Raw genomic sequence first — 15,314 nt, 5'->3', positions numbered from 1 at the left:
TTATCTAGTTACCGTAACCTGGATAGTACCCGCATTTTTTACTGCATGAGGTTTACTGACTGCTACAGTTATAGCAGTCAGATGAAATTCTCTTTTAATTAATTCAGAGACTTGATTAGCAACGGTTTCAATCAGTTGAAATGAATTGGATTCAACGTATTGCGTGACTAATCGGCACAACGCATCATAATCCAACGTGTTTGTCAGATTATCTTCACAGCTAGTAAAATCAGATGGAATGGTAATATCGATTAGTAGTTGTTGTTTGATGCGTTGTTCCCAAGCATGCACACCAATCTGGGTTGCAACGTTGAGGGCAGAAATTTTTAAGTAATCCATTCGCTAGTCCAGGAATAATAGATAATAAATTGGTTTTGATTCTACACTAGCGTCTCCTCTACATACAATAATAGATACCACTGCATTGAATTCTCTATCGTGTTACCATAAGGTCAATTTTATAACGTAATTGAGATTTAATGATGTACGATATCAACCAATCACTGTTTCTTCGTGCCTTGAGACGTCAACCAGTTGAACGAACTCCTGTATGGATCATGCGACAGGCTGGTCGGTACTTGCCTGAATACAGAAAGACCAGGGAGCAGGCAGGTGATTTTTTAAGTTTGTGTAAAAATCCGGAGCTGGCCTGTGAAGTGACCTTACAACCTTTGCGTCGATTTCCTTTGGATGCGGCCATCTTGTTTTCCGATATATTGACAATACCGGATGCGATGGGATTGGGTTTGTATTTTGCAGAAGGAGAAGGGCCTTGTTTTACTAATCCCATACGGGATCCAGGAGCCATTGAAACATTGGTCGTGCCAGATATGGCTGATTCATTGAGCTATGTTATGGATGCCGCGCGTTTAATTCGTCGTGAAATGCCCAAACATTTGCCTTTAATTGGTTTTTCAGGCAGTCCCTGGACTTTGGCCTGTTATATGGTTGAAGGTGGAAGCAGCAGAGATTTTAAACGCATCCTGAAACTGGTCTATACTGAAGATAGAGCTGCTCATATGTTATTGAATAAACTGGCTAACTCAGTGAGCCAATATTTAATAGAGCAAATTAAAGCAGGGGTAAATGCCGTGATGATTTTCGATACCTGGGGTGGGATTTTAACCCCCCAAAATTATCAGGCTTTTTCTTTGCATTATATGCGGCAAATTGTTCGGGAAGTTAAAGCTTATCGTTCCGAGATACCGATTATTCTCTTTACCAAAGGTGGGGGACAATGGTTGGAACAAATGGCAGATACAGGTTGTGATGCTTTAGGGATTGATTGGACTTGCGATTTGCAATCAGCTCGTAAGCGAGTTGGTGAGAAAGTAGCTTTACAAGGGAACCTGGATCCAACAGTTTTGTTAAGCACGGACCAGTGTATTCGCAAACAAGTGGGAGATGTGCTGGCATCTTTTGGAAATGGAACCGGACACGTGTTTAATCTTGGGCATGGTATTACTCCTGATGTGAGTCCGGAGCAAGTAGCTGTAATGATTGAATCAGTACATGATTTGAGCCCGCAATATCACTCGAGGTAATTATGATTATTGAGAGTCAATTTAAGCCTGCCTGGTGGCTTTCTAATGCTCATGCACAAACCATCTATGCCTCCATGAGACATCCAGTACAAGCGCCTGTTGATAAAGTAGAAAAAATTGATTTGCCTGATGGAGACTTTCTGGATTTGGCCTGGAGTACGGCCAATCTGCCTGATGATTCTCCCTTGATTGTCATATTGCATGGATTGGGTGGGTGTGTGAATTCGAGTTATGTCGCTCGATTTATGAATGCCTTTAATCAACAAGGCTGGCGGGCAGTATTAATGCATTTTCGTGGTGCAGGTAAAGAAATTAACAGACTACCAAGAGCTTATCATTCGGGTGATACAGGTGATTTGGATTTTCTGATGAAAACGTTGACTATTCGAGAACCGAATACTAAAAAAGCGATTGTAGGAGTGTCTTTAGGGGGCAATGTGTTACTTAAATGGCTGGGAGAACAGCGGATTCAATCGAAAATTCAAACTGCTGTTGCTGTATCCGTTCCATTTCAATTGAATAAAGTCGCGGATAAAATGAATATTGGATTTTCTCGTTTGTATCAAACCCATTTATTAAATCAATTTAAATCCGTTTTTGCCCGAAAAGTGAATCATTTAAAAAATCCTCCGGAGGTTTTGAAAAGAGCAGCTGATTGTACTTGTTTTTGGACGTTTGATGACAAAGTTACCGCTCCTCTTTATGGTTTTAATAATGCCCATGCTTATTATCGAGAATCCAGTTCCAGACAGTATTTACGTCATATTGTTACTCCAACTTTAGTGATACATGCTGAGGATGATCCCTTTATGACAGTTGATGTATTACCTACTGAGGATGAGTTATCTGAAGTCGTTACATTAGAGGTAAGCAAAAAGGGCGGGCATGTCGGGTTTATATCCGGTATGAAAATTTGGGAGCCTGTTTATTGGCTGGATCAACGGATTCCAGAGTATATTGCCAAGTATTTTGATGAATAGATCACACTGATTTTGTTAGAACATTGGTAGGTATTCATATAATGCCGCAGGCTGTACGCATTAATACGTTCTGCCTGCAGTTCGTTTAAATAAGATCATTAAGAGTTCGCTGTGCGATCTAGAAATGAACTGCTTAGTTATGCATTTCTAAATTGTCTGCTCAATTGAATTGCCATCTCTATTGATTGTTCGTAATTTAAACGGGGATCAACCAGGCTGTGATATGCCTTTTTAAGATCATCGGCAGCTAAACCACGAGCACCACCAATACATTCGGTAACGTTATCCCCAGTCAGTTCAAAATGGACACCACCAAGATAACTGCCCATTTTATTATGGATTTCCAAAGCTTGTTTTAATTCCGAAAGTATATTATCAAAATGCCGTGTCTTGGTGCCATCAGCAGTAGTTTCTGTATTACCATGCATGGGGTCACAGGACCAGGTAACCGGTATTTGCGTTTTTTGTACTGCTTCGATAAGTGGAGGCAGCAGCTTGTCGATGTGTTTGGCTCCTAAGCGGGTAAACAGCAAAATACGGCCTTCTTCACGATCGGGATTGGCGATTTGAAGTACATCAGATAACCATTCTGGAGTTGCTCCCGGGCCTACCTTGATTCCAATCGGATTTTCAACACCCCGCAAAAATTCGAGATGGGCGCTATCAACCTGGGCTGTACGCATCCCTATCCAGGGTAAATGGGTTGATAAATTATACCAGCGACCATCTTTTAATTTACGCGTTAAAGCTTGCTCATAATGTAAATGCAAGGCTTCATGTGAGGTGTAGAAATCAACTTTACTTAAATTACTGGACCGGATTCCATCGATTGATTTTAAAAAATCCAAAGCATCAGCGATTGAGTTAACAATGTGTTGGTACTCATTTTTTTGGGTTGAATGTTCAACAAATCCTAAATCCCAACGTTGAGGATGATGTAAATCAGCAAAGCCGCCATCCAATAAAGCACGAATAAAATTCAGGGTCATGGCAGAACAACTATAAGCCTGCAATAATAACTTGGAATTAGGTTCTCTGGCTGATTGAGTAAATTCTGGAGAGTTGACAATATCCCCTCTATAGCTGGGTAAGGTAATTCCATCAATGGTTTCAAAATCAGAAGAGCGGGGTTTAGCGTATTGTCCGGCAATTCGTCCAACCCGAATAATGGGTTTACGTAAACCATATAATAAGATCAAACTCATCTGTAAAATAATTTTCAATTTGTTACTGATGACTTCAGAACGACAATCATTAAACGATTCAGCGCAGTCACCTCCTTGAAGAATAAACGCTTCACCTCGTCCTGCTCGTGCAATTTCACTTTTTAAGTTCTTGACTTCACCACTGGTAACGAGCGGAGGTAATGAGCTTAATTGTTCCACTACTTTATTTAATTGTTCCTGATCTACGTACGTTGCCGCTTGCAAATACGAATATTGTTGCCAGGACACTGGCGACCATTCTTGCATAATAAACTCATCTGGTTTTTTTGATACCTAAGTATGGAATAAATGAACATATACTGCAAGTAAGGTAAAAAGGTAGTCTATATTTAATTCTGAAATAAGGGCTTGAAAAACAAATGAGTCGCCCCCATGTGGTACGGTCACGTTAGTCAGGAGCATATTTGATGAGTAAACATGATAAAAAAGATTGGAATAAGTTTAAGGAAGAACACAAGATCCATGATGAGGATTTAGGTGAAGAAGTCCCTGATGAGGAAGTCCGCGACGAGGAAGCTCATTCTGAGCCTGCGCTAAGTCATCCCAGTTATTTGGCATTAGAAGAGCAACTAACTCTGGCGGAACAAAAAGCACATGAACACTGGGAAAAATCGGTACGGGCACTGGCCGAATTGGATAACGTACGTCGCCGTATGGAGCGTGAAGTTGCAAACGCACATAAATATGGCATGGAAAAATTGATTTCTGCTCTGTTGCCTGTAGTGGACAGTCTTGAACAGGCTCTGCAGCTAGCTGATAAAAATACCGATGCGGCCATGCATGAAGGGCTGGAACTAACCATGAAACTCTTTGTTGATGTCTTGCAAAAATTTGATGTGACCCCGCTTGATCCTATGGGTGAGCCTTTTGATCCTCAGAAACATGAAGCGATGTCCATTCAAGAAGTTCCTGGAACTCCTGCGAACTCAGTTATAGCTGTAGTTCAGAAAGGATATCAATTGAACGAACGGGTAATTAGACCTGCTCGAGTCATTGTTTCCAAAAAATCATCTGCAGAGTGAGATAGGTACTTTTTATAAATTTTTGCTGTCAAAAACAGATTTTTTGTAAAAAAGCTTGAAATTGGCGTGTTACGCCCCATATGACAATTATTGCATTAGAAACTACTAATTTGGAGCAAAAAAGAATGGCTAAGATTATAGGAATAGACTTGGGAACCACCAACTCATGTGTTGCTGTAATGGAAGGTGATAAACCCAAGGTAATTGAAAACAGTGAAGGTCATCGCACTACACCTTCTATTGTTGCTTTTACTGATGATAATGAAGTATTGGTTGGACAGGCTGCAAAACGTCAGTCAGTTACTAATCCAGAGAAAACCTTATTTGCGATCAAGCGTTTGATTGGTCGTAAATTTGATGATGCCGTCGTTCAAAAAGACATTAAGATGGTTCCCTACAAAATTGTTAAAGCAGACAATGGGGATGCCTGGGTTCGTGTAAAAGATCAGGATAAAGCACCACCACAGATTTCTGCTGAAGTTTTACGTAAAATGAAAAAAACAGCCGAAGATTATCTGGGTGAGGAAGTTAAAGAAGCCGTAATCACTGTACCTGCCTATTTCAATGATTCTCAAAGACAGGCAACTAAAGATGCTGGCCGTATTGCTGGTCTTGAAGTGAAACGTATCATTAACGAACCAACAGCTGCAGCTCTGGCTTATGGTATGGACAAAAAACGCGGTGACTCCATTATTGCGGTTTATGACCTTGGTGGCGGTACGTTCGATATTTCAATTATTGAAATCGCAGAAGTAGATGGCGAACATCAATTTGAGGTATTGGCTACAAATGGTGATACATTCCTGGGTGGGGAAGATTTTGACCTGGCTCTGATTGATTATTTAGCAGCAGAATTCAAAAAAGATTCAGGTATTGATTTACATAATGATCCTTTAGCATTACAACGTTTGAAAGAAGCAGCAGAAAAGGCCAAAATTGAATTGTCCTCTGCTCAACAAACTGACGTGAATCTGCCTTATATTACAGCAGATGCATCTGGACCAAAACATTTAAACATCAAGCTGACTCGAGCCAAACTGGAATCATTAGTTGAAAAACTGGTTGAGCGAACTGTAGCACCCTGTAAAACAGCATTAAAAGATGCGGGACTGACCGTGTCACAAATTAATGAAGTCATTTTGGTTGGTGGTCAAACCCGTATGCCTTTAGTGCAAAAGACTGTTGAAGAGTTTTTTGGCAAAGAACCAAGAAAAGACGTGAATCCTGATGAAGCAGTTGCAGTAGGCGCAGCAATTCAGGCGGCAGTATTGTCTGGTGAAGTTAAAGATATTTTGTTGCTTGACGTGACTCCTTTGTCTTTGGGTATTGAAACAATGGGCGGTGTTATGACCAAGCTTATTGATAAGAATACAACCATTCCGACTAAAGCCAATCAAGTGTTTTCAACTGCGGATGACAATCAAACTGCGGTTACCGTACATGTTCTGCAAGGCGAAAGAGAGCAGGCATCAGCAAATAAATCGCTTGGTCGATTCGATTTGGGTGATATTCCTCCTGCGCCACGAGGTGTTCCTCAAATTGAGGTAACTTTTGATATCGATGCCAACGGTATTCTGAATGTATCAGCTAAAGATAAAGCTACTGGAAAAGCGCAGTCTATAGTCATTAAAGCATCCAGTGGTTTGAGTGATGAAGAAGTTGAAGCAATGGTAAAAGATGCTCAGTCTCATGCTGAAGAAGATAAGAAGTTTAAAGAAATGGCAGATCTTCGCAATCAGGCAGACAGCATGATTCACAGCTGTGAAAAATCCATGAAGGATTTAGGTGCTGAATTGGCAGATGATGAGAAAAAAGGAATTGAAACAGCGATTGCTGAATTGAAAGAAGCAGTTCAAGGAACGGATAAAGCTCAGATAGAAGAGAAACTCAAAGTGTTGACCGAAGCTTCTGGTAAAATGGCAGAGCGTGTTTATGCTAAAAAATCAGCCGAAGGTCAGGCTGCTTCTGCGGATGCGTCACACCAACACGAGTCTGCGAAGCCTGCTGATGAAGGAGTTGTGGATGCTGAGTTTGAAGAAGTTAAAGACGATAAGCAATAAAATAGTTTATGTGTCTGTGACTATTGCCAGAATTCAATGGTTAGAGGCTTATCAATAATAAACTGGGTCGGGGCGATTTAATCGTCCCGTTTGTATTTTGACAATTACTTGATTCATTGTCAGTTATTTATAAAAATGTGAGCAGTTATGGAACAGCGGGATTATTATGAACTTTTAGAAGTTAGTCGAGGCGCTAGCGATGCCGAAATAAAAAAGGCCTATCGTAAACTGGCGATGAAGTATCACCCTGATCGTAATCCCGATGATGCCTCTGCGGAAGAAAAATTTAAAGAAATTCAAAAAGCATATGCGATTCTTTCCGACCCTCAGAAACGATCTGCTTATGATCAGTTCGGACATGCAGGTGTAGATGCCTCCGGTGGCGGTCCTGGTGGATTTGGAGGTTTTGGCGGATTCGGTGATGTATTTGAAGATATATTTGAAAATATATTTTCGGGAGGACGAGGACAGGGACGACAATCAAGGGGGCAGAGAGGCTCCGATCTGCAATTCAACGTACAATTGACACTTGAAGAAGCAGCAACAGGCAAAGAAGTGGAAATTACAGTGCCTCGACATGGCACCTGTACTGTTTGTTCGGGTTCCGGAGCTAAAAAAGGTACCAGTCCCAAAACATGCGAAACCTGTAATGGTATTGGCCAGGTCAGAATTCAACAAGGATTTTTCTCCATTCAACAGACTTGCCCGAGTTGTCATGGTGAAGGAAAAACTATTTCTGATCCGTGTACCAGCTGTCACGGTCAGGGTCGAATCCGCGAAAGCAAGAAATTAACAGTCAAGATTCCAGCTGGCGTTGATAATGGCGATAGAGTTCGATTAAGTGGTGAAGGGGAAGCCGGGATACATGGTGGTGGTCCTGGAGATCTGTATGTTCAAATTAATGTAAAAACTCATTCGATATTCGAGCGACATGAAAATGATTTACATTGTGAAGTGCCTATCAGTTTTATAACTGCTGCACTAGGTGGTTCAATAGAAGTACCTACTCTTGAAGGCAGAGTAACTCTGAAAATTCCAGAAGAAACACAAACAGGTAAAGTATTTCGCTTGAGAGGCAAGGGAATGAAGTCGGTTCGTGGACATGGTCAAGGTGATTTATTGTGTAAAGTTGTTGTAGAAACACCAGTGAATTTATCGCGAGAACAAAAAGAACTATTGACCAAACTTCAAGAGTCTTTGGAAAGTGCCAAATCGAATCATTCACCACGCTCCAGCTCCTGGTTCGCAGGAGTGAAAAAATTTTTTGAAGACATGAAATTTTGAATCAAGTGAGTTACAATTGCTGGATTTATCAAAAATGTGCATGGATTGCACTGCATAATTTGTCCTATATGAAGCAAGGATTGACTTATATTGAACTTAATAGAGCATATACATGATTAAGAAACCAGCAATTCTAGTGTTAGCTGATGGCACAATGTACGAAGGAGAATCAGTAGGCGCTGATGGAGATTGTGTTGGAGAGTTGGTTTTTAATACCTCTATGACGGGTTATCAGGAAATGCTTACTGATCCCTCTTACGCCAGACAAATAATTACTTTAACCGCGGCACATGTAGGTAATACGGGATGTAATGACGAGGATCTGGAGTCAAACAAAATCTGGGCTGCTGGTTTAGTCATGCGTGACTGCGCTATCTTACACAGTAATTATCGAGCTCAGCAATCACTTCCTGACTGGCTTAAAAAAAATGGAGTTGTCGCTATTTCTGGCATTGACACTCGTGATTTAACTTTAAGATTACGTGAACATGGAGCAATTGGCTCATGCATCACAACGGATGCAGATAATCCTGAAGACGCTCTTGCCAAGGCCAGAGCATTTTCAGGGTTGGAAGGATTGGATTTAGCTCAGGAAGTTTCAAGACAAGCTATTGAGCGATGGCATGAAGGCCTGGGGCATTGGGGAGCAGGCTCACAGCCGAATCAGTTTCATGTAGTAGCTTATGATTTTGGCGTAAAAAATAATATTTTACGTATATTACATGATAAAGGGTGTCATTTAACGGTAGTTCCTGCTAAAACTTCTGCTGAAGAAATTCTAGCCATGAATCCTGACGGTATTTTTCTCTCTAATGGTCCTGGTGATCCAGAAGCTTGTGATTATGCAATTAAGGCAACCAAAGAGTTCTTGGAAAGCACTATTCCTGTATTCGGAATTTGCCTGGGATTCCAGATATTGGCTTTGGCCTGTGGTGGAACGACTCGAAAAATGAAGTTTGGTCATCATGGTGCTAATCATCCGGTCGTTGCTATTCAAGGTGACAGGAAAGTGTACATTACCAGTCAAAATCATGGTTTTGCCGTCGATGAAGATACCCTCCCTGATTGTTTGGAAGTAACTCACCGTTCTTTATTTGATAATACTTTGCAGGGCATCAGACATAAGAGTAAACCTGCTTTTGGTTTCCAAGGACATCCAGAAGCAAGTCCAGGACCACATGATATCGAAATAGTATTCAACGAGTTTATAAAATTGATGAAGGAAAATCAGGTCAATCGTTAGGATAGCCTGAATACTTGAAAAGTACGTTTAATTTAGAGGATTTGCAATGAATGAATGTTATGTTTTTACCTCCGAATCTGTATCTGAGGGGCATCCAGATAAAATAGCCGATCAAATTTCGGACGCTATTTTAGATGCTATATTAATGCAGGATCCTGTCGCACGTGTTGCTTGTGAGGTTTTTGTAAAAACTGGAATGGTATTGGTCGGCGGTGAAATAACCACTAAAGCCTGGGTTGATGTCGATGAAATTACCCGTAATGTAATCAAAGATATAGGCTATAACAGTTCACAAATGGGCTTTGACTGGGAATCCTGTGCAGTACTTTCTGCCATCGGGAAGCAATCACCGGATATAGCTCAGGGTGTCGATAATAAAACTACCAAAATACTGGGAGCAGGCGATCAGGGACTCATGTTTGGATATGCCAGTCGTGAAACCGATGTGTTCATGCCCGCGCCAATAGCCTATGCACACCGTTTGATGGAAAAGCAGGCCAGTTTACGTAAATCAGGTAAATTACCCTGGTTAAGACCTGATGCCAAGAGTCAATTAACTTTAAAATATGAACATGGAGTACCGGTAGAGGTAGATACTGTAGTCCTTTCAACCCAGCATTCTCCTGATGTCAGTCACAGTGATCTTACTGAAGCAGTTCGTGAGGAAATAATTAAAACGGTTATTCCTGCGGAGTGGTTAACCAATAAAACACGATATTTTATTAATCCAACCGGAAGATTCGTTATCGGTGGTCCTTTGGGTGACTGTGGTTTAACCGGCCGAAAAATTATTGTAGATACTTATGGTGGTATGGCCAGACATGGTGGCGGGTGTTTTTCTGGCAAGGATCCATCAAAAGTAGACCGATCTGCAGCATATGCAGCACGTCATGTCGCAAAAAATATTGTTGCTGCCGGACTTGCAGATAAATGTGAGATTCAGGTTTCTTATGCAATAGGTATTGCTGAACCCACGTCAATTTCTGTTGAAACTTTTGGAACTGGCCGACTTACAAATAGCGAGATCATAGACTTAATCCACACCCACTTTGATTTAACACCGCAGGGAATTATTGATCATCACGATTTACTTCGTCCAATCTATCAAAAAACAGCAACTTATGGCCATTATGGAAGAGAACAATTCCCTTGGGAACGTTTGGATAAAGTGGATGAACTGAAAAAAGTATTATAATTAAGGAAAATCATATGAACTCAGTAACGGAAGCAGCAGTAAAAGTTAATAAAACCCAGGATTTTAAAGTAGCGGATATGTCTCTTGCTGCATGGGGACGCAAGGAAATAGCCATAGCAGAAACCGAAATGCCAGGTTTAATGGCGTTGCGAAAAGAGTTTGGTCATTCTCGCCCTTTAAAGGGAGCTCGAATAGCTGGTTGTTTGCATATGACGATTCAAACAGCTGTTCTGATTGAAACGCTTATTGCTTTAGGTGCTGAAGTTCGATGGTCTTCTTGTAATATTTTTTCCACACAGGATCATGCTGCATCGGCTATGGCTGATGCAGGTATTCCTGTATTTGCCTGGAAAGGGGAAACAGAGGAAGAATACTGGTGGTGTGTTGAACAGACACTAACAGGTCCAGATGGATGGACTCCTAATTTATTGTTGGATGATGGGGGTGACTTGACCCAGATTATTCATCAAAAATATCCGCATCTTTTGGCGGAACTCAAAGGTGTTTCTGAGGAAACAACTACCGGTGTAGCCAGATTGTATGAAATGGCAAAACACGGTGATTTAAAGATTCCTGCAATTAATGTCAATGATGCGGTTACCAAATCCAAATTCGATAATCTTTATGGGTGTCGCGAGTCTTTATTGGATGGCTTAAAACGAGCTACTGATGTCATGATTGCGGGTAAAGTAGCATTGATTCTCGGTTATGGTGATGTTGGAAAGGGCTGTGCACAGGCATTGCGAGGTCAAGGAGCTTCTGTTCTCATTGCAGAAATTGATCCTATTTGTGCCTTGCAGGCAGCAATGGAAGGTTATCGAGTCGTAACTCTTGATGATGTAGCGGAGCAGGTTGATATCGTGGTTACTGCAACAGGTAACTATCATGTGGTTACTCATGATCATATGAGGCGCATGAGAAATCAGGCTATATTATGTAATATTGGACATTTTGACTCGGAAATAGACATTAACAGTTTAAAACAATATCAATGGGAAAACATTAAACCTCAAGTTGATCACGTTATTTTTCCTGATGGCAAACGCCTTATTATTTTAGCTGAAGGTCGTCTGGTTAATTTAGGCTGTGCGACTGGACATCCCAGTTTTGTGATGTCAGCATCTTTTAGCAATCAGGTTTTGGCTCAAATTGAATTGTTTATAAATTCCAATCAATATCAAAATCAGGTCTATGTACTTCCCAAATTATTAGATGAAAAAGTTGCTCGATTGCATTTGGGACGAATTGGCGCCAAATTAACTGAATTAACCACTGAACAGGCAAAATATATAGGGGTTAACAAGCATGGCCCTTATAAACCGGATCTCTATCGGTATTAAGCCATCATTATTACTTTCTTGCTGCATTAACGTCATCAGGAGCTTTTTTGTTAAAAAGCTCCACGTTAAAACATTGGATCCTTCAGGGATAAGGAAGGTCCTATCGGGATTGAAGAGCACCAGTCAATAGATATAATATTATTTACTAAATATCAGAAAGGAATACCACTTTGTGGATCGGGTTATTGCAGCAAATTATCTTGTGAATTTAGAAAAATGCCTTGAACAATTCGGGGTGTTTCAATTTTTATCCAAAATAGGCATTGATTCTGTCAGGGTTCATGATCCTTTAGCTTATTTATCCATGGCTGAATTTAAACAAGTTATTACATCGGCATACAGTCTGAGTAATTGTCCCTATCTGGGATTAGTGTTTGGTCAAAGTTTATCAATAGTCAATCATGGTTTTCTTGGGTATGCGGCCATGAGTAGTCCAACATTAGGTACCGCGATTCAGACTACACTCAGTTATCTCAATACTCGAACCAGTTTATTAAGTCTGGAATTGCATCAGGCTGCCAATCAAAAAAGAGCATATATACAAATTATCTCACTAACCGAGGATCCTGTGATTTCTCGATTTATGACGGAATTGGCAATTATTCATTTCATGAAAATGAGGTCATTTTTAATTAACAGTTCCATACCTTGTCCCCGGATAGACATTAATTATGCAAAACCGGATTATGCTGATTTTTATGAACAAGTGTTTCAAACAGAGGTGGTTTTTGATGCTCAATGCAGTCGAGTTTGGATTGAAGCGGAGGAACTGTATGCTCCTATTAATTTTGCTGATGATGTCAGTTATCAGTTAGCAAAAAATCAGTTACAAGAAATTGCAAAAAATTTGACATCAAAAGAAGATTTAATCAGTAAAATAAAGACAATTGTATTGAATCATAGTCTAAATCATCTCAGCATGGAGGAAATTGCCAGTAAATTATGCATGACTTCGCGTACATTAAGACGTCATTTACAAAAGTTACAGGTAACCTATCAAGAACTGTTGGATGAGGTGCGTGAACAAAAGGCTAAAACGTTTTTGTTAAATAATGGTATTTCGATAACTGAAGTTAGCTTTCTTCTGGGATTTAATGATACTTCCAGTTTTACAAAGGCATTCAAACGATGGACTGGATTAACACCTTCTGAATATAAAGAGCAACATGGCATTAGTTGAACATGGGTGAATTTCGTCATCCTGAACGCAGTGAAGGATCTCCCAATACAAGCACCGCACCACCTTCAGGAGATCCCTCGTTACACTCGGGATGACGGTTGAATGTCGTCATCCTGCACGCAGTGGAGGCTCTCCAAATTAAGGCACTGGACTACGTTCAGGAGAGCCCTCGTTACACTCGGGATGACGGTTGAATGTCGTCATCCTGCACGCAGTAAAGGATCTCCAAATGTGGGCATAGTACTACCATCTAGATGACGTTATCGAAGCTACTGAGAAGTTATTTTTGAGCCTTGTGTTGCTATTTGTTCTCCTGCATACTGATTCCTGTTGTTATTTTTTAGATTTTGATAAGGAGTATCAAGCATGGGGTTAAAATCGGGAATTTTAGGATTAAGTCTTTTATCTGTTGCACATGGAATAGTGGCTGCTCCAGCCAATGACACTGTACGAGTGATTATTAAATACAAACAGCAACCTGCAGCATTGTCTTCCTTGAAATCTCAAGTATTCAAGTCAATCCAGATGCCAGTTAAAGAAATGAAGCCCATGGCTAATGGAGCGTATTCATTAATATTGGATGCTTCGCATGTACCCTCTATTAAAGCCAACGCTGGGGACAGTACTGAAGTCGTTTTGGAACAATTACGTAAGAATCCCAATGTATTGTATGCGGTTAAAGATCGAATTGGATACTTTAAACCCGTTCCTGATCCTGTTGTCAGTTTGGAATTAAGTCAATTATTATCACATGACAGTCAGTGGGATGAGTTTCAGCGTCCAGCAGGTATTATGTTGGAATCAAAACCTGGGTTAAGAGATGGTGCCTGGGCATATACTACGGGTAATGGGAAAAAACCTGTCGTAGTCGCTGTATTGGATACTGGAATTGCCTTAAACGACAGCTTGGTGAATAACCTGGTTAAAGATACCGAAGGAACAGTTTGGGGTTGGAATTTCGCAGGTAATAATAACGATTTAAGTGATGAAACGAAGTCGTACCATGGAACTCACGTTTCTGGAACCATCGCCGGCTATGGTAATGTCATGATGGGTATTGGAGAAGATTTAAAAATTTTAACAGTTAAAATTCCTGCTGCATCAGGAATGTTTTATGAAAGTGCTGTAGTGAATGGAATTTATTGGGCAGTTGGGGGCGAAGTACCAGGAGTTCCAGCCAATATGCATCCTGCAAAAGTTCTGAATATGAGTTTTGGAGTAGATGAAAAACCGGGTAAAGAAATAGATTATTGTGATGAGGCACTACAAGAAGCAGTCTTTTTTGCCCGGAAAAAAGGGGCTGTACTCGTGGCTGCTGCCGGGAATGATAATGTATGGGAGCATTTTAATGCCCCTGGTGTTTGTAATGGTACTATAAAAGTTGCCTCGACCGGCCCAGAAGGTTTGCGTTCTTATTTTTCTAACTATGGTCCCAGCGTAACTCTTGCTGCTCCTGGTGGTGATAAACGATACGGTACAAAAGGTGGTATTTTATCAACAGTGAATCCTGGAGGTGGTTATAATTCATCTGGTTTTGATTTCTATCAAGGAACCAGTATGGCATCTCCTCACGTTGCAGGTGTTGCAGCCTTGGTGTACGCAATCAGTGAGAAGGTTTTGAAAGCAGAGCAGGTAGAACAAATTCTATATATTACGACTCATGATTTTGGACAAAGTAATGACGCGAATAAATCTTGTGTTGGTAAAAAACCTTGTGGCCACGGAATTTTGGACGCAGAAAATGCAGTGAAAACAGCATTAACCGGCTATGATATTTTATTTTCTGCACCTCCTGTCTCATCCTTATCTGTTAATGCCTGTGGCATCAATTCGTTAAAACCTGGACAATCGACTGTCAATGAGAATGGTGTTGTCTGGATGCAAAATGAAACGCGTTGTGAATCGGAATCCAGCTATCAAAAGCCCCATGTTGCGCTTGACAAGGACGGTAACATCTATGCTTACTATGGTGCTGTACGCTATATGCTGGATCAATCCTCTTATAAAGAGTGTCATGTAATCGGTTATGATGGCGTAGGGTGCTTTAAGTAGCATCAATAGTAAAATCTATTAAACCGGAGTATTTCGTCATCCTGTATGTACTGAAGGATGACGAATAAAAAGACTTCATCCCGAGTGAAAGGAGAGATCTCCTGAATGTGGCTTGAAAACGAATTCTGCCCCATTTTGAGTCGATTTAATCTTGTAGCCCGTGTAGCGAAGCGTAATACGGGGAAACT

General features: G+C 40.7%; 12 protein-coding genes. 10 read left to right on the top strand and 2 right to left on the bottom strand.

Features of this window, described 5'->3' with window-relative positions; translation table 11 throughout:
• The gene (gene folB / locus IZU94_RS05900) at nt 1-339 is read right to left on the bottom strand and encodes a dihydroneopterin aldolase (protein WP_203108912.1); all 339 of its coding nucleotides are present in this window, start codon (nt 337-339) and stop codon (nt 1-3) included.
• A 143-nt stretch (nt 340-482) separates the two neighbouring features.
• Here folB and hemE point away from each other — a divergent pair, with 143 nt between their 5' ends.
• Nucleotides 483-1,544, top strand: a complete 1,062-nt coding sequence (gene hemE / locus IZU94_RS05895) for a uroporphyrinogen decarboxylase (RefSeq protein ID WP_203109547.1) — start codon at nt 483-485, stop codon at nt 1,542-1,544.
• A gap of 2 nt (nt 1,545-1,546) precedes the next feature.
• Nucleotides 1,547-2,524 carry a hydrolase gene (locus tag IZU94_RS05890; protein ID WP_203108910.1) on the top strand — a complete coding sequence of 326 codons (978 nt, stop codon included), beginning with the start codon at nt 1,547-1,549 and terminating at the stop codon, nt 2,522-2,524.
• A 137-nt stretch (nt 2,525-2,661) separates the two neighbouring features.
• Here the strand turns inward: IZU94_RS05890 and IZU94_RS05885 are convergent, their stop codons facing one another.
• On the bottom strand, nt 2,662-3,996 hold the full coding sequence (locus IZU94_RS05885) for a 3-deoxy-7-phosphoheptulonate synthase class II (RefSeq protein WP_203108908.1): 1,335 nt from the start codon (nt 3,994-3,996) through the stop codon (nt 2,662-2,664).
• 161 nt (nt 3,997-4,157) lie between these two features.
• Here IZU94_RS05885 and grpE point away from each other — a divergent pair, with 161 nt between their 5' ends.
• The 8 genes from grpE to IZU94_RS05845 all read left to right on the top strand — a co-directional run bounded on the left by grpE (nt 4,158) and on the right by IZU94_RS05845 (nt 15,126).
• Nucleotides 4,158-4,772: a nucleotide exchange factor GrpE gene (gene grpE / locus IZU94_RS05880; protein ID WP_203108906.1), complete on the top strand. Its 615-nt coding sequence runs from the start codon at nt 4,158-4,160 to the stop codon at nt 4,770-4,772.
• Nucleotides 4,773-4,897: 125 nt separating this feature from the next.
• The gene (gene dnaK / locus IZU94_RS05875; protein ID WP_238400520.1) at nt 4,898-6,832 is read left to right on the top strand and encodes a molecular chaperone DnaK; all 1,935 of its coding nucleotides are present in this window, start codon (nt 4,898-4,900) and stop codon (nt 6,830-6,832) included.
• Between the two features lie 147 nt (nt 6,833-6,979).
• Complete coding sequence (dnaJ, locus tag IZU94_RS05870; protein WP_203108902.1) at nt 6,980-8,116, top strand: molecular chaperone DnaJ; 1,137 nt, start codon at nt 6,980-6,982, stop codon at nt 8,114-8,116.
• A 112-nt stretch (nt 8,117-8,228) separates the two neighbouring features.
• Nucleotides 8,229-9,359, top strand: a complete 1,131-nt coding sequence (gene carA, locus IZU94_RS05865) for a glutamine-hydrolyzing carbamoyl-phosphate synthase small subunit (RefSeq protein ID WP_203108900.1) — start codon at nt 8,229-8,231, stop codon at nt 9,357-9,359.
• A gap of 46 nt (nt 9,360-9,405) precedes the next feature.
• Nucleotides 9,406-10,554, top strand: a complete 1,149-nt coding sequence (gene metK, locus IZU94_RS05860; RefSeq protein ID WP_203108898.1) for a methionine adenosyltransferase — start codon at nt 9,406-9,408, stop codon at nt 10,552-10,554.
• Between the two features lie 14 nt (nt 10,555-10,568).
• Entirely contained in the window at nt 10,569-11,894 is a 1,326-nt protein-coding gene (gene ahcY / locus IZU94_RS05855; RefSeq protein ID WP_203108896.1) for an adenosylhomocysteinase, read from the top strand.
• Between the two features lie 172 nt (nt 11,895-12,066).
• A complete protein-coding gene (locus IZU94_RS18415) occupies nt 12,067-13,074 on the top strand; it encodes an AraC family transcriptional regulator (RefSeq protein WP_203108894.1) in 1,008 nt (335 codons plus the stop codon).
• A 366-nt stretch (nt 13,075-13,440) separates the two neighbouring features.
• Nucleotides 13,441-15,126 (top strand): S8 family serine peptidase, encoded by a 1,686-nt coding sequence (locus IZU94_RS05845; RefSeq protein WP_203108892.1) that lies wholly within the window; start codon nt 13,441-13,443, stop codon nt 15,124-15,126.
• The last annotated feature ends 188 nt before the right edge of the window (nt 15,127-15,314 follow it).

This window comes from Legionella bononiensis, from assembly GCF_016786215.1.
GTDB lineage: Bacteria > Pseudomonadota > Gammaproteobacteria > Legionellales > Legionellaceae > Legionella > Legionella bononiensis.
The sequence above is the reverse complement of the archived record's forward strand: the minus strand, read 5'-3'. Positions and strand labels throughout refer to the sequence as shown.

What these genes read in the sequence shown, in the direction of transcription:
- ahcY (WP_203108896.1), top strand. Translation starts at nt 10,569, where the DNA reads ATGAACTCAGTAACGGAAGCAGCAGTAAAAGTTAATAAAACCCAGGAT.
- IZU94_RS05845 (WP_203108892.1), top strand. Translation starts at nt 13,441, where the DNA reads ATGGGGTTAAAATCGGGAATTTTAGGATTAAGTCTTTTATCTGTTGCA.
- dnaJ (WP_203108902.1), top strand. Translation starts at nt 6,980, where the DNA reads ATGGAACAGCGGGATTATTATGAACTTTTAGAAGTTAGTCGAGGCGCT.
- IZU94_RS05890 (WP_203108910.1), top strand. Translation starts at nt 1,547, where the DNA reads ATGATTATTGAGAGTCAATTTAAGCCTGCCTGGTGGCTTTCTAATGCT.
- metK (WP_203108898.1), top strand. Translation starts at nt 9,406, where the DNA reads ATGAATGAATGTTATGTTTTTACCTCCGAATCTGTATCTGAGGGGCAT.
- IZU94_RS05885 (WP_203108908.1), bottom strand. Translation starts at nt 3,996, where the DNA reads ATGCAAGAATGGTCGCCAGTGTCCTGGCAACAATATTCGTATTTGCAA.
- folB (WP_203108912.1), bottom strand. Translation starts at nt 339, where the DNA reads ATGGATTACTTAAAAATTTCTGCCCTCAACGTTGCAACCCAGATTGGT.
- grpE (WP_203108906.1), top strand. Translation starts at nt 4,158, where the DNA reads ATGAGTAAACATGATAAAAAAGATTGGAATAAGTTTAAGGAAGAACAC.
- hemE (WP_203109547.1), top strand. Translation starts at nt 483, where the DNA reads ATGTACGATATCAACCAATCACTGTTTCTTCGTGCCTTGAGACGTCAA.
- dnaK (WP_238400520.1), top strand. Translation starts at nt 4,898, where the DNA reads ATGGCTAAGATTATAGGAATAGACTTGGGAACCACCAACTCATGTGTT.
- carA (WP_203108900.1), top strand. Translation starts at nt 8,229, where the DNA reads ATGATTAAGAAACCAGCAATTCTAGTGTTAGCTGATGGCACAATGTAC.